The organism is Lichenibacterium minor, assembly GCF_004137685.1.
GTDB lineage: Bacteria > Pseudomonadota > Alphaproteobacteria > Rhizobiales > Beijerinckiaceae > Lichenihabitans > Lichenihabitans minor.
In genome coordinates this window covers 1-25,200 of record NZ_QYBB01000054.1, presented here as the reverse complement: position 1 = coordinate 25,200, position 25,200 = coordinate 1, and the positions used below count along the sequence as shown (strand labels likewise).

The following is a 25,200-nucleotide window of genomic DNA, read 5'->3' as shown; positions in this document are numbered from 1 at the left end:
CGGGCACGTCTCTCGGCCTGAGCTGAGCTGCTCACCGCCTAGTTCGCTTGGAGTACACTCATATCGAACCAGTCGGAACGGTAGAAGTGGGTGGAAGGCGGAACAGCTGCTTTGGAGTGGCCGGGTTATGTGAGCGGACCGTCGTAGGTCAGGTCCTGAAGAGACGATCAATCGTTGTCAGGCAACGCATGAGGATCGAGGTGCGCGCACTCACATCTGTTGAACCCCCTGTAGTTCAGCTCGGGAACAGTGCCGACAGTGCGTAGAGGCCGGCCGCGACGATCCCAGCCGCCGGCATGGTTAGCACCCAGGCGACGACGATGCTCTGGGCTATGTTCCAGCGCATGGCCGATACCCGACGGGCCGCTCCGACGCCGACGATGGCGCGCGTGATGGCGTGGGTGGTCGACACCGGGATGCTGAGCCACGTCGCCAGGAACAGGGTGATGGCACCGCCCGACTCGGCGCAGAAGCCCTGCATGGGCGTGAGCCGCGTGATCTTCAACCCCATCGTGTGCACGATGCGCCAGCCTCCCATCAGCGTTCCGATGCTGGGCGCAGCAGGTCGAGCAGCGCTCGTATGACCTCGTCCGGCGCCTCGCCGGGCACGTTGTGACCGACCCCGTCGAGCACGCGACGCTCGTAGGGGCCGGTGAACCTGTCCGCGTCACGATCTTCGGGCGTGGCCGGGCGGATGCCGGCAGCGGCGCCGTGCAGCGAGATCGTCGGCACGGCGATCGGCGGCTGGGGGGTGATACGGCGCTCGATCCCGTCCAGCGCCGGGTCGCCCGGCGCGAGGCCGAAACGATGCCTGTATGAGTGCACCACCACGTCTACGAAGTCCGGGTTGTCGAATGAGGGTGCGGTGTCGTCGAACAGCGACGGCCCCTCGGTCCAGGTCGGAGACCACAGCCGCCACAGGTAGCTGCAGAACGCCCGACGGTCCGCCGCGAGCCCTGCCCGCCCGCGCTCGGAATGCAGGTAGTACTGGTACCAGAGCCGGTGCTCCTCTTCGGGCCGCAGCGGCAGGCGAGTCCTGGAAAGGTCCTGCACGTTGTAGCCGGCGCCGGTGATGAGGCAACGCGCCCGCTCGGGCCACAGCGCGGCGACGATGCAGGCCGCCCGCCCGCCCCAATCGAAGCCCATCAGCGCCGCGTCGGGCAGGGCCAGCGCGTCCAGGAGGTCGAGGAGGTCCCGCGCCAGAGCGGCTTGCTGGCCCGAGCGCATCGTGCCCGGGTCCCGGAAGCGCGTCGCACCGTAGCCGCGCAGATAGGGGGCGAGCACCCGAAATCCTCGTGCGGCGAGCTGCGGCGCGATCCGGTCGAAGCGGCGCGGGTCGTAGGGGAAGCCGTGCAGCAGAACGACGGGCTCGCCGTCCTCGGGCCCGCTTTCCTCGCAGGCGATCACCAGGGTCGGCGTCCGGACGACGCGGGTCCGCGCGGGAAAGGGCGGCTGCGCGAGCGTCATCGCACCGACCTTCGCGCCGCACCCGGGAGGCAGGGCGACAGTGCGAGCACGAGGGGCACCACGGCGAGCGCGGTCGCGGCAGCAGCCGTTGCGGCCCAGTCCGGGCCGACCGCATCGCCGAGGCGTCCGTAAAGCAGCGGGATCGCGAGCGCGCTGAACCCGAGCGTGAAGGTGTAGAACAGCGCGAAGGCGTGCTCGACCCGGCCGCCAGGCGCGAGTTCGGGCACCGTGCCGTAGAGCACCGATGATGTGCCGTTCAGCATGAGCCCGAGCACCGGCATCAGCGCGAGCGCGGGTGCCAGCGGCAGGGCTAACGCTGCCAGGATCGCCCCCGCGGTCCCGGCCTCAGTGAGGATCACGGTCGGCGTGACCCCCAACCGGGAGCCGAGACGGCCGCAGACCGCCTTGCCCAGGGCGCCCCCGAGTCCGACGAGCGCGAAGGCAACGCCGACCGTGGCGAGTGCGGCTCCTTTCGCCTGAAGGATGAAGGGCAAATAGAGCAGGAAGGCTGGGCGGGCCGTGGTGTCGAGCACGCCGATGGCGACAAGCAGCCCGAAGCCGAGCCGTCCCCGTTCCGGCCCTCGGCCGTCCCGCTCGGCCGGCTTCGCCCCGTCTGCGCGTGCCGTCGCCGTCGAGGCTTCGTATGGCAGGAACAGGGCGACGCCCGCGGCGACGGCGCCGCCCAGGCCGGCGACGGCCCAGAGGGCGGAATGCCAGGTCCAGACGGTGAGCATCAGGCCGACCAACGGCGGTAGCGCTGCCTTCCCGAGGTCTCCTGTGAAGTTGTAGGTGCCGAGCGGGCCGCGCGCCCCCGTCCCGTAGGCGCGGGCAATCACAGCGGAGGCGAGCGGGTGCTGCGTGCTGCCCCCCGCGCCGGCCAGGAGCAGGGCGACGCAGAGCCCGGCGAGGCCGCCCGACAGGCCCGCGATGGCGTAGCCTCCCGCGCTAAGCGCCGTGCCAGCGATGAGCACGGCCCGCGCCCCGAACAGCCCGGCGAGCTTGGACGAAGGGACCTGCAGAGCCGCCAGGGCGCCGGTGTAGAGGGTGCGGAGCAGGGCGAGGGACGCATAGTCGAGGCCGAACTGTCCCTGCCACGCGGGCAGGAGCACGTAGATTAGGTCCGTGTAGCCGTCGTGCAGGGCATGGTTCACGCCCGTGACTGCGAGCGTGCGGCGCCTATCCCGGGCGGCGGTGCTGCCGATGGGCACGGACAGGTTTGACGCGAGCGTCATGGGCTGCTCCTTTGCCGCGGTGCTAGACGCGTGATGCGGAAGCGACTAGCCCATCATCGGTCACGCCATTCGTGCATTTTTCTCACGGTTCTTCATGCGACGCCTGCCTCCCTTGAACGCCCTGCGCGTGTTCGACATCGCCGCCCGGTCGGGGAGCTACGCCCAGGCCGCGAGCGAGCTGGGGCTTACGCACGGCGCCGTCAGCCGGCAGATCGCCACCCTGGAGGCTTGGCTGGGACAACGCCTTTTCGCGCGCTCGGGGCGGCGCATGGTGGCGACCCCGCTCGCCCGCGCCTTCGCGGCCGAGGTGGGCCTGTCCTTCGACCGGATCACGGCGGCGGCGGAGGCCTGCGGCCGGCTGGAAGCCCGGCGCATCCTGCGCGTCAGCGCGCCGACCAGCTTCGCCATGCGCTGGCTGATCCCGCGCCTCGACACCTTCCACCGCGACCACCTGGGGGTCGAGGTGGCGGTGACCACCGTCACAACCGTGCGCGACGAACTGCGCGGCGGCTTCGACGTCGCCATCCGGCGCGGTAGCGCCGGTACGGGGACTTGGCCCGACTACCGGGCGACGCCGATCCTCGACGAGCGCAACGTGCTGATCATGAGCCCGGCCCTTTTCGCCCGGCGTCCGATCCGCTCGCCCTCTGACGTGGAAGGCCATCTCCTGCTCGCCAGCGAGACGCGTGCCGGGGATTGGGCTGACTGGCTGGAGGAAGCGGGCATGCCGCATCTCGCCGGCGCCCGTCGGCAGGTGTTTGACCACTTCTTCATCACCCGGCAGGCCGTCGAGGACGGGCTCGGGATCGGCGTCGGCCCGCTGCCGATGCTCGACATCGATATCGGATCCGGACGGCTCATGACACCGCTGCCGGACATATCGGTTCGACGAACGGGCTATGTCGCCCTGGAATCACTCGATGTCGAAAGGACTACCGCGACCTCAGGCTTCGTCGCATGGCTCGCCGCTGAGCGCAAACGCCACTCGGAAGAGAGCCGATGAGCTCGCCTGCCTCCGCTTCGGAGCAATCCTCGATTGGCGTTGGAAGTCGTGGATGGGTCGTGAGCAGCCGGTTGCGGAACGGCGAGGCTGGGTGGAATGCGGAAGGGCCGCTTTCGACAGCGCTATGTGCGAAACGGACCTCCGCGCCACGGCGACTTCTGAATTTTGCGGCGTGGTAATCGCTTTCGATGGCGTCGCGTGAGGATCGAAGGTTGCGCGTTAGAGCTGCACACGACACCCGACGATGACAACCCAGTACTACAGCATGTTATGTGCAACCTCCTGTACACGGGCGTCACGCGGGTGAAGCGGCTCGTCGGTCAGCAATATGCGGTTCGGAACGGCGACCAACGGCGGCGATGGTCGAAGTTGGGACAATGGCTCTCAGCCTGAACGCAGGTGGAGTGGGCACCAGCCGCGCGGTGGATCACGACCCAGGGGCATGCGAGACGGCGAACTCCGCCTCCGTGGCGTAGGCCTTCTGCGTGCCGCGGCGGGTGATGGAATCAGCGGCGTAGCGTACCGCCCGGTGGAGAGCGGCGACCACGTCACGCTCGGCCACATAGTATCGCGCAAAGCTACCAATGAAGGCGTCGCCAGCCCCCGTGGTGTCCACGGGCGTAACGGCGACGGGAGGTATGGGCGTGCTGCCACCAGCCTCGACGAGCAGTGCTCCCCGGCTTCCGAGCGTCACGATGACGGTGCCGATCCCGCGGGCCATCAGGCTGCGGGCCGCCGCCTCGACCTCCTCCAGGCTGTCCACCGGCATGCTGGACAGGATGCGAAGCTCGCTCTCGTTGGGGACCAGGAAGGTTGCGGAGGCGATCCGTGCGACGTCGAGCGTGGAAAGCGCAGGGGCCGGGTTGAGCAGCGTCGCAATGCCGTGGCGCCGCCCGAAGTCGAGAGCGGCGTAGACGGTCTCGACAGGCACTTCGAGCTGCAGCAGGATCAGGTCACAGCCCCTGAGGTCGTCGCCGGCCTGCTCGACGTCGTCGGGCGACAGGTCGGCGTTGGCGCCCTTGACGATGAGGATGGAGTTCTCGCCCGAGGGCTCTACCATGATGGGGGCGACGCCGCTGGACCGCCCCGCAACCTTCTCGACGTGACGCGTGTCGATGCCGAAGCGCTGGAGGTTGGCGACCGTGCCGTCCCCGAACATGTCGTCGCCGACCTTGGTCACCATCAGGACCTCGGCGCCGAGCTTCGCGGCTGCCACCGCCTGGTTGGCCCCCTTGCCACCGTGGCCCATCTCGAAGGAGGGCGCCTCGATGGTCTCGCCCCGGTCCGGCATCCGCGTCACGTAGGTGACGAGGTCGACCATATTGCTGCCGATGACGGCGATGCGCCCTACCATGGTGTTATTTCCCCTTTGAACCAGCGATGAGGCGGGCGAGGTCGGTGGCGGCGGCCTGGTCGGCATAGCCGAGATGAGTTTTGAAGTGTGCCCGCTCGCCGGGGGCGAGCTGCCTCACGTTGCCCTTGCGCTTCTCGGCCGTGTAGCCTTCGGGCTCGCAGGTGCCTGGCATGGCGAAGGCCGCAACGCCGTGGTCTTCGTCCGCCAGCAGCCAGCGGACCGTGTGCGGCATCGCCATCGGGTCGTAGGCGACCTTGAAGCCATCGCCCTCGCGCCGTCGTAGCAGGAAGTGGGCGAGCCCGTCCGTACCGGGCGCGAGGCCCTTCACGTAGAAGACCTGCTCCGGCGAGAACCGGGCCGAGTCGTCCAACACCTCGGCCCCTGACGGGTCGGCTGCGAGGTCCCGTAGCAGCGCCCGGTAACGCTCGGTCGGCACGACGTGGCCCGGTATCGCCGTGCGGGTGACGACGTGCTCAGCATCGAAGGGGACGGGCTGCACGATGCACGCACCCTCGGGTAAGCCGAAGTTGGCGTGGCAGATGTACATGAGATCCATGGATGCTGCGGCACAATTCTCGACCTCGATCTCCATGGCAAAGTCCGTGGCGACGGCGCGAAGCGTGACGCGAAGGGTCGCGCGGTAGTGGGCGCCGAAGCCCCGGGCGTAGTCGCGCGAGCCCGTGACGGCGAGCCACGGGCCGGCCTCGTCCTCGCCGATCTCCAGGCCGGCCTCGTCCATCGGCATGCAGGGCATCTCGCCGTGGAGGGGATGATCGTCCTCCGGGCCCGGCGTGCCATTGCGCAGGAGCCCGGCGTGGTAGGCGAGGGGCCCGTAGGTATCGAGGATGGTCGCGCTGGGCCGGGGCACCTCGAACATGCCCCGCATGGCCAGTTCCACGCCGTCGAAGGTGGCGCGCCACACCATCTGGCCCATGAAGGGCAGCACCACCACCGACCCGCGCGGGTTGGCGAGGCGGAGCGCCTCGACGCCGGTCGGATAGCGGAACAGGCTCGCCGACAAGGCGCCGACGCGAAGAAACGTGCGCTCCTGCTCTGCGAAGAAGTCGCGCCGGAGCGCGACGGCCGTGCGGGTTCCCGTCGACATGGCAAACCTTTCCATCAAAGGCGCCTTCGGTTGCGGGCCACGTTGATGGCGATGACCAGCAGCAGGAATGCTCCCCAGATGAAGTCAATGAGGAAGTTGCTGAACCGGAGCATCTGGAAACCGGAGGACAGGAGCATCAACGCCAGCACGGCGATGGACACACCGAGCACGCTTCCCTTCCCGCCTGCCGGGTTGGTCCCGCCCAGCACCGCGACCAGCACGGCCTGAAGCAGGTAGGACGTGCCGTAGTCCGACTTCGCCGCATTGGTACGGCCCGACAGGATAAGCCCGGCGATGCTGGCCAGGAGGCCGGTCAGGACGTAGCTCTGGAAGACGATGCGTTCGGTGTCGAGGCCGGCGAAGACGGCGGCCTTGGCGTTGGTGCCGATCAACAGCAGGCGCGTACCGAAGGCGGTGCGCGACAGCAGGAAGCCAATGGCCAAGGCCAGGACGACGAAGAGGACGAAGGGAAAGGCGACGCCGAGCACCTTGCCGTTGCCGATGAAGTTCCAGGCCGCTGGGAAGCCCACGAGGGCGGGGCCGCCAGTGAGCACTAGGGCGATACCCGTGAAGATCTGGCTCGTGCCCAGCGTCGCCAGGATCGGGGTGATGCGCAGCTTGGCGATGAGGAGCCCGTTCAGCGCCCCCGCGCCCAGCCCGACCCCCAACGCCAGGACGATCCCGAGTGCGACGGAGCCGAGGCCGAGAGAGGACGAGGCGCCGGGCGCGAGACTGTGGAACAGCGTGCCGGCGAGGACGGCGGAGAGGTTCGCGATCCCGACGACGGACAGGTCAATGCCGCCCGTCAGCATCGCCACCATGATGGCGATGGAGAGCAGGCCGAGTTCGGGCAGGGTGTAACTGATCGACTCGAAGTTGTAGTAGCGAAGGAACTTCTCCGGGCTCAGCGCCGACATGACGACGAAAACCAGCGCCGTGATGATCACGAGCTGGACGATGTTGTCGTCCTGATTGACGAAGCGGAGGAGGCTGTGGCCGGGCTTGGTCGTCGGGGCCCTGTTAGTGGGGATCTGCGCGGTCATCGGTTCACGCCAGTCTCTTGCGGTCGCGCCAAGCTGTCAGCGCGGTCGAGGACACGATGATGACCCCGACCACGACCTGCTGCCAGGTCGTCGCGACGTGCATCAGGATGAGGCTGTTCTTGATCATCACCAGCAGGAACACGCCCAGAAGAGTCCCGACGACGCTGCCCCGGCCGCCGAAGATGCTGGCGCCGCCCAGCACCACCGCGGCTATGACGTCGAGTTCGAAGCCGACGAAGTCGCGCGGGTTGGCGAGCCAGATCATCGACGAATGGAGCAGCCCGGCGAAGCCCGCGAGCGCGCCCGCCGTGCAATAGGCGAAGAACACCGTGGCCCGCGTGTCGAAGCCCACCCGGGAGGCGGCCTCGGGCGCACCGCCGTAAGCGTAAAGGCTCCGGCCCATCATGGTGTGGCGCAGCACGAGGTGGATCAGGAGCGCGATGGCGCCATAGACGAGGATCATGGCGGAAAGCCCGAACCGCGTCCCGTCCGCGTGGACCACGTCGACGACGTCCTGGCTGCCGAAGGCAATGAGCTGCGGCGGAAATCTGTTGATGTTGACGACGCTGGTGCCGACGAGGCCGAGCAGCAGGCCCCGCACGACGCTGGCGGTGCCGAGCGTGACGATGAGCGGGATCATGCGGAAGGTGCGGATGAAGAAAGCGTTGAAGGCGCCGAGCACGAGGCCGATGAGCGTCGCCACGAAGAAGGGCAGCACCACGCCCGAGTAGCCCGTGTCGGCCATCCAGCGCACCACGAGGTACATGGCCGCGACCGCGAAGGCCGGGAACGATACGTCGATGCCCCCGGAGATCATCACCAGCAGCACGCCCAGCGCCATGATGCCGGTGATGACGTTGCTCTTCAGGAGCCCGAACAGGTTGTCGAGGCCCCAGAAAGCCGGGTTGATGGCCCCGATGATGACCATCGCGGCGAGGAGCACGAGGGCCACGACGGCCTCGGGGCGGCGCAGGATGGACACGGGGCTACCTCAGGGTCTTCAGGACGGCGCTGATCGTGTCTTCCGACGCGGTGCCACCGTCGAAGCGGTCGACGAAGCGGCCGCGGTGCATGAGGATGATGGAATTGCAGTGCTGGAGGAGTTCGGGCACGTCATCCGAGATCATCAGCACGGCAAGGCCCTTGCGTACGGCGAGATCGCGGATGATGCGGTGGATCTCGGCTTTCGAGCCCACGTCGACGCCGACGGTCGGACCGTTGAGGATCAGGATACGGGCCTGGGTCATGAGCCAGCGCGCGATGACCACGCGCTGCTGGTTGCCGCCCGACAGGTGACCGACCAGCGTGGCGCCGCTGCGTGTCGAGATCTGCATGGCGGCGATCATGTCGTCGCTGGTGCGTGTCGCCTGGGCTCGGTCGACCGTCAGTCCCCGCGTCACCCGGTCGAGCGAACTCGCCAGCATGTTGCGAGCGACGGACTGCGTCAGGAACAGCCCCTCACTCAGCCGGTCCTCCGGCACGTAGGCGACGCCGTGCCTGATGGCCGACTGCACGCCATCGAGCCGCACGGCCTTGCCGTCGATGTGGACCGTGCCGCCGTGGTCGGGGCGCATGCCGAAGAGAGCGAGGGCGAGTTCGGTCCGCCCCGAGCCGATCAGGCCAGACAGGCCAACGACGTCGCCGGGACGCAGCACCAAGTTCACGCCCTCGACGGCTCCGGGCACCGTGAGGTTCTCGACGGCCAGGCGGGGCGGCACGCCCTCGTCCTGGGGGGGACGGACGTAGACCTCGTGGCTGAGGTCGTGCCCCGTCATGTGCCGCGTGATCGAGGCCTCGGTGAAGTCAACGATGGGTCCCTCCACAACCACGCGCCCATTGCGCATCACGGTCAGGCGCTCGCTGATCTCCAGCATCTCGCGCATCTTGTGGCTGACGAAGAGCACCGCGATGCCGTCCCGCTGGATCGTCCGGGTGATGTCGAGAAGCCGGTCCACCTCGTTGCGGGTGAGGGCCGTCGTGGGCTCGTCCATGACGATGAGCCGCGCTTCCGCTTGCAGGGCGCGGGCGATGGCGACGATCTGCTTCGCCGAGGTCGGGAGGGTGTCGACATCGGCATCGAGCGGCAGGTCGATGCCGAGCCGGTCGAGCGCGGTCCGGGCGATGCGCCGGACCTCGCCCCAACGGACGCCTCGGCGGCGCTCCTTGAGAAGGCCGTTCATCGCCAGGTTCTCGGCGACGCTGAGATTCCCGAACAGCGACAGGTCCTGGTAGATCACCTGGATGCCGCGGGCGATGGAGTCCGCCGGCGTAAGACGCCGGACGGGCTCGCCATCGATCAGCACCTCGCCCTCGTCAGGCTGGTAGACGCCCGACATGACCTTGATGATGGTCGACTTGCCCGAGCCGTTCTCGCCGGCGAGGCAATGGATCTCCCCGCGGCGCACCGACAACGACACGTCGTCGAGCGCCTTGATACCGGCGAAGCGTTTTCCGACGTGGCGGAGTTCGATCAGGCTCTCGGCCATGCCAGGCAGTTCCCGTTCGACCCTCGACGACGTCAGAAGTTAAAGTCCTTCATGTTGCTGGCATTCACGCCCACCCAGCCCGAGCCGTACAGGAGGTTGGGATGGCTGGGGTCCGGCACCTTGAGGTCGGTGTAGCCGGGCAAGCCCAGGTCGAGGCCGGCCTTGATCTGCGCGCCCCTCTTCTGCAGCACCATGACCGCCAGTTCGTCCATCGCGTAGCCGGCGGCAGCCGGATCCCAGAACTGGATATAGTCGATGTTGCCGTTGGCGATGTACTGGCCCGCGACGGACACGAGGCCGGTCCCGGCGAAGAACACCTTGCCCTTGAGGTTGCGTTCGGCGATCAGCCGCCCGGCCCCGGCAGACGTCGGCATGGGTGCTCCGAGGATGCCGGTCACCTTCGGGTAGGTGGTCAGGGCCTCCTTCAGCTTGTTGTAGTCCTGGTTGGCGTCGTCGTAGGTTTCGAGACGGCCTGTTGCCAGCTTCATCTCGGGGAAGTGCTGCTTCTGGTATTCGACCGCGCCGTCGATCCATTCGTTCTGAGACTTCGACGTCAGGCTGCCGACCGTCGCGACATACTCGCCCTTGCCGCCCATCTGCTTGCCGAGATTTTCCATCAGCTTGGCGCCGTAGGCCTTGTTGTCGAAGGCCTCGATGTCGAAGTCGACGTTCTGGATGTTGGACGCCTCGTGGGAGATCACCACGATGCCGCGGTCACGCGCCTTCTTGAGCACCGGCTCGACGGCCTCGACCGAGAAGGGCACCACGCAGATGGCGTCGACGCCCTGGGCGATGAGGTTCTCGATGATTTCGACTTGCGCGGCGGCATCGGCCTGGCTCGGGCCGACTTCGTAGGCGTCCTGGCCGGTGTCCGCCTTGAACTCCTTCACGCCCTCGCGCATCCGGTCGAACCAAGCGATGCCGTCGACCTTGACCACGGTTGCGATGGTGTAGGTCTTGCCCGTGGCCGAGACCCGGATGTCCTTGGTGACCTTCGACGTGTCGAGGGGCCCTTCGGCCCGGGCCGCCCCGAGCGAGACCGTCAGGGTCAGGGCGGCGACGGCGGCTGACGACAGCAATTTGAGCATGTTTCGCTTCTCCCGTGTGACTTGCATTTTTTTGTTATGATTGTATCAACGTTGTGAACATCGCATCGCCGGGGGATGGTCGTCAAGCGTGTCCGCACCGTTGAAAAACCCACGCAGAGGCCGCCCTCCCGGCGTCGGAAACCTGGGCCGGATCGACGCCTTGTCGGAGGCCCTCAGCGGCCCCGGAGTTCTGCACCTGAGGGAGGCAGCGCGCATGCTGGGCGTGTCCGAGATGACGGTCCGGCGGGACGTGGCCGGCGTGCCGGACCGGTTCAGTTATCTCGGCGGCTACATCGTCCCGCGCACGGCGGACGGTCCGTACGTCATGGCGCAGGAGCAAGGAGCCCACTCAGCCGCCAAGGATGCCGTCTGCGCTCTAGCTGCCGACACAGTCGAGAATGGAGACACGATCTTCGTCGACTGTGGCACCACCATGCCTTTTCTGGCGCGCCACCTCGCGCCAGGCTTAAGCGTGACAGTGGTCTGCTACGCCCTGAACATCGCCGTCCCGTTCTCGGTCATGCCGAACGTGCGTCTGCTCCTGCTGGGCGGCTTCTACAATCCGTCCTCGGCGTCCTTTGCCGTCGACGACGGGTTGGCGACGCTGGACCGCCTCGGCATCAACAAGGCTTTCGTGTCGGCCGGCGGTGTGCACGCACAGAGGGGCGTGAGCTGCTCCAATTTTCACGAAATCGGCGTGAAGCAGGCCGTGCTGCGCCAAGCCGTCCATCGTACCCTCGTCGTCGACGGCAGCAAACTCGGCAAAGTGCGGCCCGCTTCCTTCGCCGACCTCGCGGCCTTCGACGCTCTCATCACAACCGACACGCCAGACTCCGCGGAAGGGGAGGTCGAGGCCATCCGGGCCGCCTTTCCCGGACAGTTGCGTCTAGCCCGCACCTCCTGAATCCCACGTTCCCATCGAGGCGGATCATCATGGACGACCATACCGCGTCGGCTCGGGCATCGCTCGGCCCCGAGCGAATCGCGAGCGCCGCGCATCCCCGGAACCTCGGTACCCCTCTCCATCCCGAATGGTTCGAGGGTGTCGGCATCAACTTGTCGGCCGCCGAGCGCCGGGCCGCGACGCTGGGCGCGCGGCGGTCGGTGAAGAAGGATCACCAGGCGGCTTGGCTGGTGAAGGCCCTGACCTGCATCGACCTCACCACCCTCGCAGGCGACGATACGCCAGGACGCGTGCATCGCCTCTGCGCGAAGGCGCGCCGGCCGCTGCGCGAGGACCTCGTGGCGGCGCTGGGGCTAGAGGATCGGCCGCCGACCGTCGGCGCCGTCTGCGTCTACCCGACCATGGTCCGGCCGGCCGTCGCGGCGCTTCGCGGCTCCGGCATCCCGGTGGCGTCGGTGGCGACCGGCTTCCCGGCCGGACTCACGCCGCTATCTCAGCGCCTGGCCGAGATCCGCTACGCGGTCGACGAGGGTGCCGAGGAGATCGATATCGTCATCACCCGCGCCCACGCCCTCCTGGGCGAGTGGAGCGCGCTCTATGACGAGGTCGCGGCCATGCGGGAGACCTGCGGCGGCGCGCATCTCAAAGCCATCCTGGGCACCGGCGACCTCCGGACGCTGCGCAACGTCTACAAAGCCAGCATGGTGGCCATGCAGGCCGGGGCCGACTTCATCAAGACCTCGACCGGTAAGGAAGAAGTCAACGCGACCCTGCCGGTGAGCCTCACCATGGTGCGGGCCCTGCGCGACTATTGCGAGCACACGGGGCACAGGGTCGGCTTCAAGCCCGCTGGCGGGCTTAAGACCGCCAAGGACGCGCTGAATTGGCTCGTGCTGATGAAAGAGGAACTAGGTCGTCCCTGGCTTGAGCCCGACCTGTTCCGCATCGGCGCCTCCTCGCTCCTCGCTGACATCGAACGCCAGATCGAGCACTGGGCGACGGGCCGCTACAGCTCCGCCTCCCATCACGCGATGGCTTGAGAAGGACACCCACCATGCCGCAGGTCAGGGACATCCTCGACACCATGGATTACGGCACCTCACCCGAGGCCTCCGACGTTGCGCGCGCTTGGCTCGCCGCTCACGGGGACGGCTTCGGGCACTTCATCGAGGGCGCCTTTACCCCGCCGGGTGACGACACCTTCGACGTGTCGAACCCGGCCACCGGCGAGACGCTCGCAAGGGTGGCCCAGGGCTCTGCTGCCGACGTGGACGCGGCTGTCGCTGCGGCCGCACGCGCGTTCCCGGGCTGGTCGGCGACGCCGGGCCACGTCAGGGCCCGCCATCTCTATGCCCTGGCCCGCCTGGTGCAGAAGCGCGAGCGCTTCCTGGCCGTGCTGGAGACGCTCGACAACGGCAAGCCCATCCGCGAAGCGCGCGACATCGACGTGCCCCTCGTGGCGCGTCATTTCTACCATCATGCCGGATGGGCCGAGCTGATCGAGACCGAATTTCCCGGCCAGGTCCCGGTGGGTGTCTGCGGCCAGATCATCCCCTGGAACTTCCCGCTGCTCATGCTGGCCTGGAAGATCGCGCCCGCGCTCGCCGCCGGGAACACGGTGGTGCTGAAGCCCGCCGAGTTCACACCACTCACGGCGCTGGCCTTCGCGGAGATCTGCCGCGAGGCGGGTTTGCCACCTGGTGTCGTCAACATCGTCTGCGGCGACGGCAGCACCGGCGCCGCGCTGGTCCGCCATCCCTGTGTCGCAAAGGTCGCCTTCACGGGATCGACCGAGGTTGGCCGGCAGATCCGCGAGGCGACCGCCGGCTCGGGCAAGAAGCTCAGCCTGGAACTCGGCGGTAAGTCGCCGTTCGTGGTGTTCGCCGACGCGGACCTCGACGCCGCGGTCGAGGGCGTCGTCGACGCCATCTGGTTCAACGGGGGGCAGGTGTGTTGCGCAGGTTCGCGCATCCTCGTGCAGGAGGGCGTGGCGGAGCGCTTCTACGCCAAGCTGCGTCGGCGAATGGCGACCCTGCGGACCGGCGACCCACTCGACAAATCGACCGACGTCGGTGCCATCGTGGCTCCGGTGCAGCTCGACCGCATCCGGAGCCTCGTCGCGGCCGGCGAGGCCGAGGGCGGGACCCTGTTTCAGGCGGACACCGACCTCCCCGCGACCGGCTGTTTCTTCCCTCCGTCGCTCTTCACCGACGTGGAACCGGCCTCGACGGTTGCCGAGGTCGAGATCTTCGGCCCCGTGGCGGTGGCGATGACCTTCCGCACGCTCGACGAGGCCGTGGCCCTCGGCAACAACACGCGCTATGGCCTCGCGGCCTCGATCTGGTCGGAGAACATTGACCTCGCGCTCGACGTCGCCGCCCGGGTGAAGGCCGGCGTCGTGTGGATCAACGCCACCAACGTCTTCGACGCCGCGGCCGGCTTCGGCGGCTTCAAGGAGAGCGGCTTCGGGCGCGAGGGCGGCCGAGAGGGGTTAGAGGAATACCTGACCCACCCCGTGCGCGAGGTGAAACGGGCCTCGCTGACGGGCCGCGCCAACGGCCTCTCCGCCCTGCCAGCGGGGGCTCCGGCAGCCTCTGTGGCGCTGCCCACCATCGACCGCACCGCGAAGCTGTTCATCGGCGGCAAGCAGGTTAGGCCGGATGGCGGCCACAGCACGACGGTCTTCGGTCCCCGAGGCGCGCCTCTGGGCCAAGCCGCCCTGGGTAACCGCAAGGACATCCGCAACGCCGTGGAGGCCGCCGAGAAGGCTGCGAGTTGGGGGGCAACAACGGGGCACAGCCGTGCCCAGGTGCTCTACTACGTCGCCGAGAACCTGTCCGCTCGCGCGTCCGAGTTCCAGGATCGGCTTTCGCTCATGACGGGAGCCTCGGCGGAGGAGGCCGCGCTTGAGGTGGAGATATCCGTGCGTCGGACGTTCTTCTACGCGGCCTGGGCCGATAAGTACGATGGCCGGGTCCACGCGACGCGCGCGCGCCATGTCACGTTGGCCATGAACGAATCCTTCGGCGTCATGGGGCTCGTATGCCCCGATGAGGCACCTTTGCTCGCGCTGGTGTCGTTGCTCATGCCGGTCCTCGCCATGGGCAACCGTGCCGTCCTGGTTCCCTCGCCGACCCACCCCCTGGCGGCCACGGACCTCTACCAGGTGCTGGAAACTAGCGACGTCCCGCCCGGCGTGGTCAACATCGTCACCGGCGAGCGCGACGCGTTGGCGAAGACCTTGGCGGAGCACGACGGCGTGGCGGCCCTCTGGTACGCCGGGCCGCCGGACGGCATCGCCGCGGTCGAGCGGGCGTCGGCCGGCAACTTGAAGCCGACTTGGGCGAGCGCCCACCCACCCCGCGACTGGTTCCACGCTCGCGAGGCGCAGGGGCGCGAGTACCTCCGCCGGGCTACGCAGGTCAAGAACGTCTGGGTACCCTACGGGGAGTGAGCACCAAGACCTCTCGCCTAACTTGACCCTTCACCGAACGAGATGGTCCCAAGCTCGAAGGAGGTTGGGAGGGGACTCTACTGGCGATCCAGAGAACGCTTCCCGCTTACGGCGAAGTAGGGTGGCTTCCGGCCGGTCTGCTTCCGGCCAGCGGATGCGTCGTAGCGAACGTAACCGCGCACAGCCCTGAGCAAATCGTCACGATGTCTGCTACCACGCATCCGTCGCCAAATATCGTCATCCCGCTTCGACATAGGGAGTCCCCGTTGCCCCACCCGCGGCGGCTTGGAAACCTCGATCGATGAGACGAAGAAAGACGCGACCGGCAGCCGCGGCGTCGCCGGGCGTGTCAGCCACCTTGTACCCTTCAGAGAAGGCGATGCTCCACGTCGCCACGAGCAAGCCCGCCACCAGATGCGCGTCGGGATCGTCCGCGGGTCGATCGACCGACTCTGCCATCATCGCTGCCAGAACGCGCGTGAACTCGCTGCACATCTGTCGCGCGCGCGCTTTCAGCGCTTCGCTGGCCAGCGCTGTCGCCACGAACCTCAGCGGCGCACCGAAAAGCGGGAGGAGGGGATTTCGGTCCTCGATACAGCGGTAGGCGAGCAAGCGAAGCGCCGTGACCGGGCTCGTTCCCGCGTCCCGCCCGTGAATGGCCGCGGACACCATTCCACGCACCTCGTCTTCGCGATCGAAGAACATGTCCTCCTTGCGGGGAAAATGATTGAACACGGTCATGCGGCCGACATCCGCTGCCTCCGCGATCTCGTCGATCGTCACCTGATCGAAGCCGTGCTCCATGAACAGGCGCGTGGCCGCATCGGAGATGGCCTGGCGCGTCGCCTGCCGCTTCCGTGTGCGCCTGTCCAGCTTGGGGCTTGCCTGCTCTTGCACGTCAAAATATACTCGGTATAATTTCATATCGAGATTATTCTGAGGTGATGGCATGTCCGCGTCAACCGTGATGTCCGGTGCGTCCCCCACCGAGCCGCGATCCGTACTCGTCAGTGGCGCGAGCTTCGCCGGCTTGGCCACGGCATTCTGGCTGAACCGGCTCGGATACCGCGTCACGGTGGTCGAGGTCGCACCGGGCCTGCGGCGCGGCGGTACGCCCGTCGACATCGAGGGCGAGACGATCGCCATCCTGAAGCGCATGGGGCTGATGGAGGCTGTTCAGGCCAGAACGCTTCCCCCTCGGCGCTTCGCCTTCAAGGATGCGAGAAACGCAACGCTAGGCGATATGGCCCACCACCCGGACGATGAGGCGGGGCCGCGCTACGAGATCCACCGCGACGACCTGTTGGATGTTCTGTGCGGCGCGATTAAGGGCGATGTAGAACTGCGGTTCAACCGCTCGATCGTGGCGATCGAGGAGCGTCCGGAGGCGGTATCGGCGACGTTCAGCGACGGCAGTCGGCACCATTTTGCACTGCTGTTTGGCTGCGATGGAAACCGCTCCAATACGCGCAAGCTGGTGTTCGGCGACGGTGAGCAGTTCACCCATTTCATGGGCGGATATTTCTACCTCAAAGTTGTGCCAGACACCGGGTTGCTCCCACCGAACAGCTCGGAGGTTTTTGCCGTTCCCGGACGGATGGCGATGCTGAACGGCTATGACGATCGCACGGACATCGGATTCGGCTTCCGCACGACCGGCGAGATCGAATACGATTATCGCAACAAGGATCAGCAACGTCGCCTGATCAGTGACCGTTTTTCCGGTCTGGGATGGAAAGTGCCGGACATGCTCGCTCATATGGGTGGGGACAACGACTTCTATTTTGATCGTATCAGCCAGGTCAGGATGTCGACTTGGTCGCGCGGGCGCATCACTCTCGTCGGCGACGCCGGCTATTGCGTATCTCCGTTCGCGGGTCTCGGTGGCTCGATGGCCATCATCGGCGCGGGAAGGTTGGCTGACGCCCTGGCGCGGCATCCGGACAACCATGCCGCCGCATTTCACGCTTATGAGGAAGGGCTACGGCCGTTCGTCGAGCAGGTGCAGGAACGGGCCGCAATCGACAGCGTACAGATGCTGTTTCCCGGCGACGAGGCCGAAATGGCGGAGCGAGATCGAAAGCTGGCTATGGGTGATATCGGCGTCTAACGGCCGCTTTGGAGAAGCACCGACGGCGGTCCGAGTGGCTGGAATGGGTCGACAGCAGTCCTACAAAAAACCGCAGATTGAGGCGTTTGCGCGTGCGATCTTTTGAGTTCGTCTACGTCGGTGGAAGGTGAGCACAACGCATGCTCAGCGGACAGTCCAGTTGCATGCAACCGATGCGATCGTTGATGCGGTTACCGTTGCAGATGCTCAGCCCACCCTCGGCACAGAAGCGCCAGACCGCATGCTGCACGAGGCGGGGAAAGTAGGCCGGTCCGTCAGAACATAGCGACCGGGCGTCGATGGCCTCCGAGCAGCGCTCCAGCACCTCGGCGCACCCGCCCGGCTCGTAGCAGAGGCGTCCGTAGGGGTGCTCCGTCCCCAGCTCCCGGGCGATGCCGGTGCGGTGCAGCCAGTTGTGCACCAGGGTGTCGACGGCGACCATGCTCGCCCCGGTCTCGACCCAGAGCTCACGTCCGGGATCGCCGACGAGTAGCAACTCGGCCAGCGCCATCGCCAGTACCTTGAACGAGACGCCGTAGATCTGACTCATGGGCGCGAGCAGGGCTTCGCGCATCGCGCCGGCCCGGCGAGGCCCGGCGTCGGACGCGGCCTCCGCCAGCCGCCCGTCGATCCAGCCTACGAGGTCGCCCTCACAGACGTCGCGCACGAATAGAAACAGGGCGTAGGCCATCTGGTTCAGGCGACCGTTGCGCAGATCGTGCCGCGGCACTGGGCAGTCGGCCAGGAGGTCGGGTTCGCCGCAGCTGCGGGCCAGCTTGGCATATCCGCAGCCCCGGTAGTGCCAGTAAGTGGCGAGCTTCGGGCAGGCAGGACAGCCGTCCAGCCCGCGGGCGACATCGTCGTAAGTCACTCTCCCGTGTTGATCCATGTAGGCCGAGGCGCGCGCGTCTGCGATGCCCTGGTAGCTGAAGGCTTCTACCAACGAGCCGAACAGGCGAGCGGTGTCGTGTTCGCTGACCGCCCGAGCCGTGCCGTTCCACCATGCCCGCTGACGACGCAGCAGCAGGTAGTCCGGATCAATCGTCTGTCGGAACACCTCAAGCAACATCAATCCTATATTCACATTATCTGTCCTATATAGGCCTGCGACGATTTGTCTATAGGCCGCCGTCTCATAGCAAGTACAATAGAACATGCAGTCATAGCTGATTGCAAGCGCACTCTATGCGCAAAAATAGGAGATTTTACGTGATCAATGTTGTGACAGTCGAGGAGAGGCCCGCCTGTATCTTGTTCGGCCAGCCTGTTCGAGGTGGCCAGCAGGCAGCTTGGTTCAGCGAAAGCGAGGTCGAGGCGGCCCGCAAAGCCAAGAATGCAAAGACTCTGGCGAGCATCACGCCTGTGCCGCCCGAACTCCAGGAGGTGGTAAAGGGGCTCGCCCGCGGGCGGGTGGAAGGCGGTCAGGTGATCCTCACCAAGGCGGCGCCCGACGCCTATGCCAAGCTGCTGGCGGCTTCTGCGGCCCAGCGCAAGAACGGGGCTGGTCAGACGGCGGGGGCCAACACCCCGAAGCAGGCGACGGCGGTCGACACCCCTGAGAAGGCTGACGATGGAGCGGTACCTGCGGCGGAGGGCGCGACTGTGGTCAAACCCGCACCCGTGTCCACCTCCGGCAGCGTGGCGGCCGTCACGGCTGTCGGTGACGGGTGGAGCCAGCTCAAGATGGGCGATCTCGTGCTGGCCTGCTACGGCGGCCCCGCCGACGGTTGGTGGGCCGCTCGCATCCTCAAGATCGAGGGCGACGCCTTCACGCTGGCCTGGGTCGACGAGACCGAGGCCTTGGCGCGCCGGCCTCGCGTGCAGCTCGCCTTGCTCAATCCCAAGATGCTCTGAGCTCCGGGCGGCTGCCTAGCCGCCCTCACCACCGTCGCCCCGCTCGTCGCTTCGGGGCCGCCTCCACAGGCGGCGAGCGGCTGCTTGCAGCAGAGGACTCACCCGACATGGAACAAAACAGGAACAGAGTGCCGGCTCGAAGCTCGCTTCCGACCCCGGCAGGGGCCAGCCATCGATCGCTCGTCGAAGGGGACGGTGGTCCAGCAGCACGCGAAGCATCAGAACGCGACACCCATGGTGGGCGCGGCACGCTCTACGCGGAGATCACGGCCAAGATCATCGCCGAGCTCGAGGCCGGCCGCGTACCCTGGGTGCAGCCCTGGACGGGCTCGGGCGGGGTGCCCACGATGCCCACCAATGCCGCGACGGGACGCCGCTACAGCGGCATCAACGTGCTGATGCTGTGGGCCGCGGCGGTTGAGCGGGGCTACTCCAGCGGGCGCTGGCTCACCTTCCGTCAGGCACTCGCGCTGGGCGGCAATGTCCGGAAGGGCGAGCGGGCGACGATGGTGGTCTATGTCGACCGCTTCGTTCCCGAGGACGAGCGCCGTCGGGCCGCTGACGCCGGGGAGGAAACGCGCACCACCGCCTTTCTGAAGCAGTTCCAGGTGTTCGGCGTCGAGCAGTGCGATGGGCTGGCTGACAGCGCTCTCGGGACCGCGGCGGTGGTCGAGCCCACCCCGATGGAGCCCTGGATGGACGCGCTCATCACCGGCATGCAGGTAGACGTCCAGGTCGCGGGCGACCGGGCGCGGTACCATCGGCTCGTCGACCGCATCGACGTGCCGCCGCCCTCGGCCTATCCCGAGCCGGTCAACTGGTATCGCACGGTGCTGCACGAGCTCGCCCATGCCACGGGCCACAAGGACCGCCTGGCGCGCGACCTCACCGGCTGGTTCGGCTCGGCGGCATACGCCCGTGAGGAGCTGATCGCCGAGATGACGGCGGCCTTCCTCTGCGCCGCGCTCTGGACCGCGCCCACGGTGCGCCATGCCGACTACATCGGCTCCTGGCTCGCGGTGCTGCGGGCGGACGAGCGGGCCATCGTGCGGGCGGCGAGTGCAGCGTCGCGGGCGGCCGACTACATGACGGGGTTCCTGCCTGCCGACATGAGAGGCGAGCCGTCGAGCTAACGCGCGGTTCGGCGAGGCCACGTCCCGCCCGCGCCGCGCACGGCAGCCTCACTCGCCGATGGCGAACAGCCGCTGGATGTCGACCCCGAGGGCCTGCGCGATGCGGCCGAGCACGAGCACGCTCGCGTTGCGCCGGCCGCGTTCGACGCCGCTCAGGTAGGTCTGATGCACGCCCGCTAGGTGGGCCAGCTCCTCCTGAGAGAGGCGGCTCGCCACGCGCAGAGTCCTGACATTCCGGCCCACCCGGTCGCGCGCGTCCATGCGTCGATGGCCGCGAACAGGCTGGCGAACGCCATAGACTATGAGTCATAAACAACTCGGGGTCGGGCGGAAAACGGGACGACGGGGGCGTGGGAGGCCGGACGGGTCGCCGACGCAAGCCCTGGAGACATGCATCCACCACGGAGACAGAGATGAGTTCGACCCCCGATCACCCTGCCCACCCGCACGACCTCGACGAGGGCTGGTTCTATCACCGGGGCGGCGTCGAGCACGGACCGCTCAGCCGCGAGAGCCTGGCGGAGGCCCTGCGCCTCATGCCGTCGATCGGCGTGCTGGTCTGGCATGCGAGCCTGCCCGATTGGGCGAGCCCCGCCGAGCCCCAGGTTCGCACATCGATCCACGGCGCCCCGCCCGCTCCCGAGCGGCCTCGCGGCCTGCTGGCGCTGCTGTTCTCGTTCGACGGGCGCATCGGCCGCACGAGGTACTTCTGGACCTACTGCCTCGGCATCGCTTCCTACATCGTCGGCCTGATGGCGGTCCTGCTGTATGCGCGTATGCCGATCGACTCTGAAACCGGGGTGCTGATCAGGCTGGCGCTGGCGCCGCCATTCGTCTGGATCGGCCTGGCCCTGACCGCGAAGCGGCTGCACGACTTCGACATGTCCGCCACGCACCTTGTGTGGATCGAGCCCGTCACCATGGCGGGATTTGTGGTCCCGCCGGGCGCGCTGAGCAACGCGCTCTCAGTGGCGAGCGGCCTCGTCGGGACGTGGCTGATCATCAAGCGGGGCACCCCCGGGCCAAACCGCTACGGCCGCAGCCTCGTCGGAGGCGTGAGGTCTGTGAGCGTGCCGGTCGCCGCGTCTCCTACAGGATGGTCCATAAACGTCCCCACCGTGCTTGCGATACTCGCCATCGCGGGCACAATGCTGATCTATGGCGGGCGCGCGATCCAAACCCTGCGCCCTTCCGCATCTCTCTGCTCTGATCCGGGAGTTCTGACGATATTGCGCGATCTCGTCGAAAAGGATCCAAGCATGATTATCATCGGCGCTTACTACGGCAGCTTCGCTAATATCCGAATCTCCTTCCATGACATTCGAACTATGGACGCATTCAACCCGGTGCGCGGCAGCACATGTGTGGCGATGACGCATGTCTCGGCTATTGATAAAAGCAAGGCGGGCGTTGGTGATCGGGACCTGTCCGACATCGGTTATACGGCTCAGTACGTCGACGGGAGCAACACCAGATACGTCGTGAGCCTTGTAAATTGATAGCAACACTTTGCGAGCAATCACCCATGGGGTCGCGTTTGGGATTCGTCTCGAGTGCGTGAACAGCCAGCGGACGCGCTGAACTTTGTCGCCGCCTTCAACGATCCCCAGGCGGTTGCGAAGTATGCGGAGGGACTGCGCCGCTTCGTGCCGGGCTTCGACGCCCTCCATCGGATGACGAGCCTCCTACTGGCCAGGACACCCCGGAGGACGCCCGTGTTCTCGTCCTTGTGCCGGCGGTGGCCTGGAATTAGCCATGCTGGCCGAGGCGCACCCGCGCTGGACTTTCGTCGGCGTCGACCCCGCGCGAGAGATGCTGCTGCAGGCCGAACGAGTGCTCGGCCGCGCCATGGAGCGGGTGATGCTGGCCGAGGGCTACATCGACGCCGCGCCAGCTGGCCCTTTCGACGCAGCGACCTACCTCCTGAGCATCCGCCTCCGGAAGACCGCCGAACGGGAGACGACCGTCCGCGCGATTCATCGTCGGCTGCGGCCGGGCGCACCGTTCGTCGCGGCTCATGGCAGCTTTCCCCAGGCCGACAATGCGCGCTCGCGCTGGCTCGTCCGCTGTGAGGCTTACACCATCGCGTCTGAGGCCGATCCAGAGCAAGCCGGGAAGGCGCGGGCTGCGGACGAGGCGCACCTGCCCGCCCTCACGCCCGAGGACGACGCAGCGATCCTCGCCCGTGGTGGCTTTCACGACGTCGAGCTGTTCTACGCCGCCTTCACGTGGCGTAGGTGGGTGGCACGGGCCTGAGCGACGTCGCCCAGCGTCACATAAAGGTTGAGGCTCGACGCGGGCCGTGTCACGTGACTCGCCCCAGTCACCCTGAAGTGACGCCAGCTCCAGACCGCGGCGTGACGTCACGCCGGGGTATACCCACAAGTGCAAGTGCAGGCCCTAGTGCTTTCTTATGAGGTTTTCCACGGTCCTACTCCTCGTAAGAGCGTTCTTCGCCGCCGTCCTGGCCAGCAGTCGTCACTGAGAAGCGCATCGCCAGATTACTTATTGCAGGACCAAATATCGTATCTCGCTCATAACGAAATATTTCGCTTTCGCGCTGATCTGCAAACGCCTCTTCGTCATCTACCAGGAGGAATTCGTACGCTTCGTCGCTGATCATGTGGCGTTTACGTTCACTTCTTGTCAGCCCCAGATCGAACAAACACTTTCGGAACTGACTACCCTCATGAGGGGCCAAAACGAACCGGAAGCCCGCTCGGCCTCGAGTTTTCGAGCTAAGAGCAGCACTAAAGAAAGCGTCCTTTCTGTATCGGTTCAACAATTCCATCCCCGACCCATCGCCGGAACTACGATCGATGTGAAGGGAAAGGGAGAGCGCGAGCGCTCTGCCCCTGGCCGACCTGAAATCTGGCTTCCGGCCCTGAAGAGAACGCACGTTTGCCTTCTGCTTCAGTCCCCAACGGAAGTGACCTGTTTCAACAAACCTGCCGAGATCCGCGATCGTTACCTCTGACTGACGAGCGCTGATGCCGAAGGCCTCCGTGTAAGTGGTCATCCAGAACCAGTCGAGGAGTCGCCGATCGTGAATCATGCCCCCGCGGTTCGCGAAAACGTATGCCAAACTGATGATTTGGAGCTTGTAAGGGAACAGGTCCGGAGATTTTAGTTGAATGCAACGATCGAAAGCCGCAGCAAGAGACCTCAGACCGCGAAATACTTTTTCCAGAGACCCTGGGTTGCTGCGCATTCGCTCACTGGCCATCTCTGGTTCAGTGCTGTAAAGAGGCACACCCAGCTCAAGCTTGAGGGATCGAAGTACTACATCCTGATCAATGTCATGCCATCCTCGATCGGCCAGTAACTCATGCCTCAGATTTGCCTCGTTTTGTAGCAAGTCAAATTGCGGACTGTAAGTGAGAGCATTTATCATGTGCATCTCGCTCATCGACGCACCCCGACTGTTTACTCTCTGAAAGCTTTTCGTGACCGTCTCTAGCGAAGCGTTGTTTAATGTGATCAGAGGTATCTTATATTGTCGGAATGCAGCTGCCACCTCATCCGCAGCATCCAGCCGGTGATCTAAACCCGGTCCTATCTGGCGCTGAAAGCGCACCAGTCGACGAGTATCCATTATCTCGCGAAGTGGAAGATAGCGACTTGGATCGGTTTTGGTCGCATCTTTAGGTAGATCTGCCTCCCTGACAAAGCGATCCTCATCCCGCTCAGAGTCCAGGTCAAATAATACACTGAAATCCGCCACAGTTTGGTTTGTTTCTGCATCGATCTCGGTCCACGTCTTGGCTGCGCGCAGCGCGCCATACAGCGTAGATACTCGTTGAACCCCGTCCATCAGAAATCGACTGGCTGCTAATATTGGCTTAGGTAGAGGGTATGGCCCAAGCTTGTCGTAGCATTCGACATGATCATCAGCGGAGACCCACACCATTAATGCCCCAATGGGAAGGCCCTCGTAGATGCTACTTAGAAGATCCCGGCGCTGAGGCCAACTCCAGACAAGTGGACGCTGGAATCGAGGGATCTGCAGACGACCCTCCGCGACTTCCTCCAGCACAGAGGTCATGAAGACGATTGTCGGGTCAGCAGCAAATCTGTCTTTCACGCAGGGCCCCTCGCATAATATAGGATCTTATCCAACACTTCTCGCACTTCAACGATTCCGTCGTCGGCTTGTGTCAGATCGAGCATAGCGCGAATGCTATCCCTCCGATAGCACTCCGCCAGGGCAGCCGGAAATGCCAGGGACAGCGCTGTTTGTCGAGACGGTTGGGTCACGTCGGTGAATAAAGCTGCCTGAGGCCCATTTAGAGGCCACCTTAATCCAGCCTTCATCGGAAAATGATTTCTCTGGTCTTTCGTAAGCTTCTTAAAGGCTTTGATGAGATCCTTGCGCTTTCGTCTGCCCCCAAACTGCATGTTGGCCTGAAAGAGAGACGAAAATGGGAGATAATTCTCAATAGCACGCCGTTTCAAACAGTGAAAATCGATGCCTACTGTCTGACAACTGTTTTCTAGTCTCAACGCGTCTGGGCTAAGGTGGCCAGGAGCGTCAGCGTCACTGTCAAATAAAACATAGTGAGTAAGACTTCGGTCTTTCAGTTTAACGACGCGATCCCTGATGTGCGCCTTTAGCTCACCAATTCCTCCCAGTCCACTCCACTTTATTGCGCCACAGTCCTCCAGTCTTGCTAAAGTTGACCTGTTAATCGGACCAGCCATAGCGAGCAGGAATGCAGTGTCATTTCGACCATTTTCCAATAGAACCTCGAAGGGTTTTACGCAAAGCCTCATGGCATCTATAGGGGATAATGTGGCTGGCGCTTGCCAACTGCTCGTCGCGCTCACATCTACATCGATGGTGAAGATCCTGTACATCGCTGCATCACGCGTGTCCCAGTCGATCATTTGGTAATTGCTCACGAGGTCGTGCTGCCGTTCAGGCCGGCACGGCGATTGGCTGGCCTCGCAGCGTGAGGCGGATGGCA

Annotated in this window: 22 protein-coding genes and 1 pseudogene; 9 read left to right on the top strand and 14 right to left on the bottom strand. The window is 65.7% G+C overall.

Going from position 1 to position 25,200, the window contains the following annotated elements:
* Positions 1 to 235: 235 nt before the first annotated feature.
* The 3 genes and pseudogenes from D3273_RS24230 to D3273_RS24220 form a co-directional block, all read right to left on the bottom strand.
* Positions 236 to 562 (bottom strand): annotated as a pseudogene (locus tag D3273_RS24230) (anion permease); the annotation flags it as partial.
* Positions 538 to 1,467, bottom strand: a complete 930-nt coding sequence (locus D3273_RS24225) for an alpha/beta fold hydrolase (protein ID WP_129229542.1) — start codon at positions 1,465 to 1,467, stop codon at positions 538 to 540. The gene D3273_RS24225 and the pseudogene D3273_RS24230, both read right to left, overlap by 25 nt.
* On the bottom strand, positions 1,464 to 2,699 hold the full coding sequence (locus D3273_RS24220) for an MFS transporter (protein ID WP_129229541.1): 1,236 nt from the start codon (positions 2,697 to 2,699) through the stop codon (positions 1,464 to 1,466). The genes D3273_RS24225 and D3273_RS24220 overlap by 4 nt, the downstream gene beginning before the upstream one ends.
* A 112-nt stretch (positions 2,700 to 2,811) precedes the next feature.
* Here D3273_RS24220 and D3273_RS24215 point away from each other — a divergent pair, with 112 nt between their 5' ends.
* Positions 2,812 to 3,702, top strand: a complete 891-nt coding sequence (locus D3273_RS24215; RefSeq protein ID WP_245501368.1) for a LysR substrate-binding domain-containing protein — start codon at positions 2,812 to 2,814, stop codon at positions 3,700 to 3,702.
* A 427-nt stretch (positions 3,703 to 4,129) separates the two neighbouring features.
* Here the strand turns inward: D3273_RS24215 and rbsK are convergent, their stop codons facing one another.
* From rbsK to D3273_RS24180, 6 genes are read right to left on the bottom strand one after another with little or no spacing between them, the layout of a single operon-like run.
* Complete coding sequence (gene rbsK, locus D3273_RS24205; protein ID WP_129229538.1) at positions 4,130 to 5,056, bottom strand: ribokinase; 927 nt, start codon at positions 5,054 to 5,056, stop codon at positions 4,130 to 4,132.
* 4 nt (positions 5,057 to 5,060) lie between these two features.
* Positions 5,061 to 6,161, bottom strand: coding sequence for a DUF4432 family protein (locus D3273_RS24200; protein WP_129229537.1), 1,101 nt, complete (start codon positions 6,159 to 6,161; stop codon positions 5,061 to 5,063).
* A gap of 14 nt (positions 6,162 to 6,175) precedes the next feature.
* Positions 6,176 to 7,204, bottom strand: a complete 1,029-nt coding sequence (locus D3273_RS24195) for an ABC transporter permease (RefSeq protein WP_129229536.1) — start codon at positions 7,202 to 7,204, stop codon at positions 6,176 to 6,178.
* A gap of 4 nt (positions 7,205 to 7,208) precedes the next feature.
* Entirely contained in the window at positions 7,209 to 8,186 is a 978-nt protein-coding gene (locus tag D3273_RS24190) for an ABC transporter permease (protein WP_245501367.1), read from the bottom strand.
* A gap of 4 nt (positions 8,187 to 8,190) precedes the next feature.
* On the bottom strand, positions 8,191 to 9,690 hold the full coding sequence (locus D3273_RS24185; protein WP_129229535.1) for a sugar ABC transporter ATP-binding protein: 1,500 nt from the start codon (positions 9,688 to 9,690) through the stop codon (positions 8,191 to 8,193).
* 32 nt (positions 9,691 to 9,722) lie between these two features.
* A complete protein-coding gene (locus D3273_RS24180; RefSeq protein WP_129229534.1) occupies positions 9,723 to 10,778 on the bottom strand; it encodes an autoinducer 2 ABC transporter substrate-binding protein in 1,056 nt (351 codons plus the stop codon).
* A gap of 88 nt (positions 10,779 to 10,866) precedes the next feature.
* Here D3273_RS24180 and D3273_RS24175 point away from each other — a divergent pair, with 88 nt between their 5' ends.
* Genes D3273_RS24175 through D3273_RS24165 form a run of 3 tightly spaced genes read left to right on the top strand, consistent with a single transcriptional unit; the run spans position 10,867 to position 15,136 of the window.
* The gene (locus D3273_RS24175) at positions 10,867 to 11,682 is read left to right on the top strand and encodes a DeoR family transcriptional regulator (protein ID WP_342634288.1); all 816 of its coding nucleotides are present in this window, start codon (positions 10,867 to 10,869) and stop codon (positions 11,680 to 11,682) included.
* A 29-nt stretch (positions 11,683 to 11,711) separates the two neighbouring features.
* Complete coding sequence (deoC, locus tag D3273_RS24170; protein ID WP_129229533.1) at positions 11,712 to 12,722, top strand: deoxyribose-phosphate aldolase; 1,011 nt, start codon at positions 11,712 to 11,714, stop codon at positions 12,720 to 12,722.
* A gap of 14 nt (positions 12,723 to 12,736) precedes the next feature.
* Entirely contained in the window at positions 12,737 to 15,136 is a 2,400-nt protein-coding gene (locus tag D3273_RS24165; RefSeq protein WP_129229532.1) for an aldehyde dehydrogenase family protein, read from the top strand.
* Positions 15,137 to 15,373: 237 nt separating this feature from the next.
* On the opposite strand, the gene D3273_RS24160 is transcribed toward D3273_RS24165, so the two are convergent.
* A complete protein-coding gene (locus D3273_RS24160) occupies positions 15,374 to 16,174 on the bottom strand; it encodes a TetR/AcrR family transcriptional regulator (protein WP_245501365.1) in 801 nt (266 codons plus the stop codon).
* Between D3273_RS24160 and D3273_RS24155 the strand changes: the two genes are divergently transcribed.
* Complete coding sequence (locus tag D3273_RS24155; RefSeq protein WP_165359658.1) at positions 16,167 to 17,246, top strand: FAD-dependent monooxygenase; 1,080 nt, start codon at positions 16,167 to 16,169, stop codon at positions 17,244 to 17,246. The two genes, D3273_RS24160 and D3273_RS24155, sit on opposite strands and share 8 nt — an antisense overlap.
* A gap of 112 nt (positions 17,247 to 17,358) precedes the next feature.
* Here D3273_RS24155 and D3273_RS24150 read toward each other — a convergent pair whose 3' ends face one another.
* Entirely contained in the window at positions 17,359 to 18,312 is a 954-nt protein-coding gene (locus D3273_RS24150) for a hypothetical protein (RefSeq protein WP_129229529.1), read from the bottom strand.
* A 143-nt stretch (positions 18,313 to 18,455) separates the two neighbouring features.
* Here D3273_RS24150 and D3273_RS24145 point away from each other — a divergent pair, with 143 nt between their 5' ends.
* Positions 18,456 to 19,100 carry a hypothetical protein gene (locus D3273_RS24145; protein ID WP_129229528.1) on the top strand — a complete coding sequence of 215 codons (645 nt, stop codon included), beginning with the start codon at positions 18,456 to 18,458 and terminating at the stop codon, positions 19,098 to 19,100.
* Between the two features lie 107 nt (positions 19,101 to 19,207).
* Complete coding sequence (locus D3273_RS24140) at positions 19,208 to 20,233, top strand: ArdC family protein (protein WP_129229527.1); 1,026 nt, start codon at positions 19,208 to 19,210, stop codon at positions 20,231 to 20,233.
* 48 nt (positions 20,234 to 20,281) lie between these two features.
* Here D3273_RS24140 and D3273_RS24135 read toward each other — a convergent pair whose 3' ends face one another.
* Positions 20,282 to 20,494 carry a helix-turn-helix domain-containing protein gene (locus D3273_RS24135; protein ID WP_129229526.1) on the bottom strand — a complete coding sequence of 71 codons (213 nt, stop codon included), beginning with the start codon at positions 20,492 to 20,494 and terminating at the stop codon, positions 20,282 to 20,284.
* A gap of 152 nt (positions 20,495 to 20,646) precedes the next feature.
* Between D3273_RS24135 and D3273_RS24130 the strand changes: the two genes are divergently transcribed.
* Together D3273_RS24130 and D3273_RS24125 are read left to right on the top strand one after the other, a co-directional pair.
* A complete protein-coding gene (locus tag D3273_RS24130) occupies positions 20,647 to 21,732 on the top strand; it encodes a DUF805 domain-containing protein (protein WP_129229525.1) in 1,086 nt (361 codons plus the stop codon).
* 256 nt (positions 21,733 to 21,988) lie between these two features.
* The gene (locus D3273_RS24125; protein WP_342634287.1) at positions 21,989 to 22,489 is read left to right on the top strand and encodes a class I SAM-dependent methyltransferase; all 501 of its coding nucleotides are present in this window, start codon (positions 21,989 to 21,991) and stop codon (positions 22,487 to 22,489) included.
* A gap of 175 nt (positions 22,490 to 22,664) precedes the next feature.
* Here D3273_RS24125 and D3273_RS24120 read toward each other — a convergent pair whose 3' ends face one another.
* Both D3273_RS24120 and D3273_RS24115 read right to left on the bottom strand, forming a co-directional pair.
* Positions 22,665 to 24,278 carry a DUF262 domain-containing protein gene (locus tag D3273_RS24120; RefSeq protein WP_245501369.1) on the bottom strand — a complete coding sequence of 538 codons (1,614 nt, stop codon included), beginning with the start codon at positions 24,276 to 24,278 and terminating at the stop codon, positions 22,665 to 22,667.
* A 35-nt stretch (positions 24,279 to 24,313) separates the two neighbouring features.
* Positions 24,314 to 25,200: hypothetical protein (locus D3273_RS24115; RefSeq protein ID WP_207210889.1), on the bottom strand; the 887-nt coding region annotated here is incomplete at its 5' end.

What these genes read in the sequence shown, in the direction of transcription:
- D3273_RS24165 (WP_129229532.1), top strand. Translation starts at nt 12,737, where the DNA reads ATGCCGCAGGTCAGGGACATCCTCGACACCATGGATTACGGCACCTCA.
- D3273_RS24195 (WP_129229536.1), bottom strand. Translation starts at nt 7,204, where the DNA reads ATGACCGCGCAGATCCCCACTAACAGGGCCCCGACGACCAAGCCCGGC.
- D3273_RS24180 (WP_129229534.1), bottom strand. Translation starts at nt 10,778, where the DNA reads ATGCTCAAATTGCTGTCGTCAGCCGCCGTCGCCGCCCTGACCCTGACG.
- D3273_RS24135 (WP_129229526.1), bottom strand. Translation starts at nt 20,494, where the DNA reads ATGGACGCGCGCGACCGGGTGGGCCGGAATGTCAGGACTCTGCGCGTG.
- D3273_RS24200 (WP_129229537.1), bottom strand. Translation starts at nt 6,161, where the DNA reads ATGTCGACGGGAACCCGCACGGCCGTCGCGCTCCGGCGCGACTTCTTC.
- D3273_RS24185 (WP_129229535.1), bottom strand. Translation starts at nt 9,690, where the DNA reads ATGGCCGAGAGCCTGATCGAACTCCGCCACGTCGGAAAACGCTTCGCC.
- D3273_RS24125 (WP_342634287.1), top strand. Translation starts at nt 21,989, where the DNA reads ATGCTGGCCGAGGCGCACCCGCGCTGGACTTTCGTCGGCGTCGACCCC.
- D3273_RS24220 (WP_129229541.1), bottom strand. Translation starts at nt 2,699, where the DNA reads ATGACGCTCGCGTCAAACCTGTCCGTGCCCATCGGCAGCACCGCCGCC.
- D3273_RS24130 (WP_129229525.1), top strand. Translation starts at nt 20,647, where the DNA reads ATGAGTTCGACCCCCGATCACCCTGCCCACCCGCACGACCTCGACGAG.
- deoC (WP_129229533.1), top strand. Translation starts at nt 11,712, where the DNA reads ATGGACGACCATACCGCGTCGGCTCGGGCATCGCTCGGCCCCGAGCGA.
- rbsK (WP_129229538.1), bottom strand. Translation starts at nt 5,056, where the DNA reads ATGGTAGGGCGCATCGCCGTCATCGGCAGCAATATGGTCGACCTCGTC.
- D3273_RS24225 (WP_129229542.1), bottom strand. Translation starts at nt 1,467, where the DNA reads ATGACGCTCGCGCAGCCGCCCTTTCCCGCGCGGACCCGCGTCGTCCGG.
- D3273_RS24120 (WP_245501369.1), bottom strand. Translation starts at nt 24,278, where the DNA reads ATGACCTCTGTGCTGGAGGAAGTCGCGGAGGGTCGTCTGCAGATCCCT.
- D3273_RS24140 (WP_129229527.1), top strand. Translation starts at nt 19,208, where the DNA reads ATGGAACAAAACAGGAACAGAGTGCCGGCTCGAAGCTCGCTTCCGACC.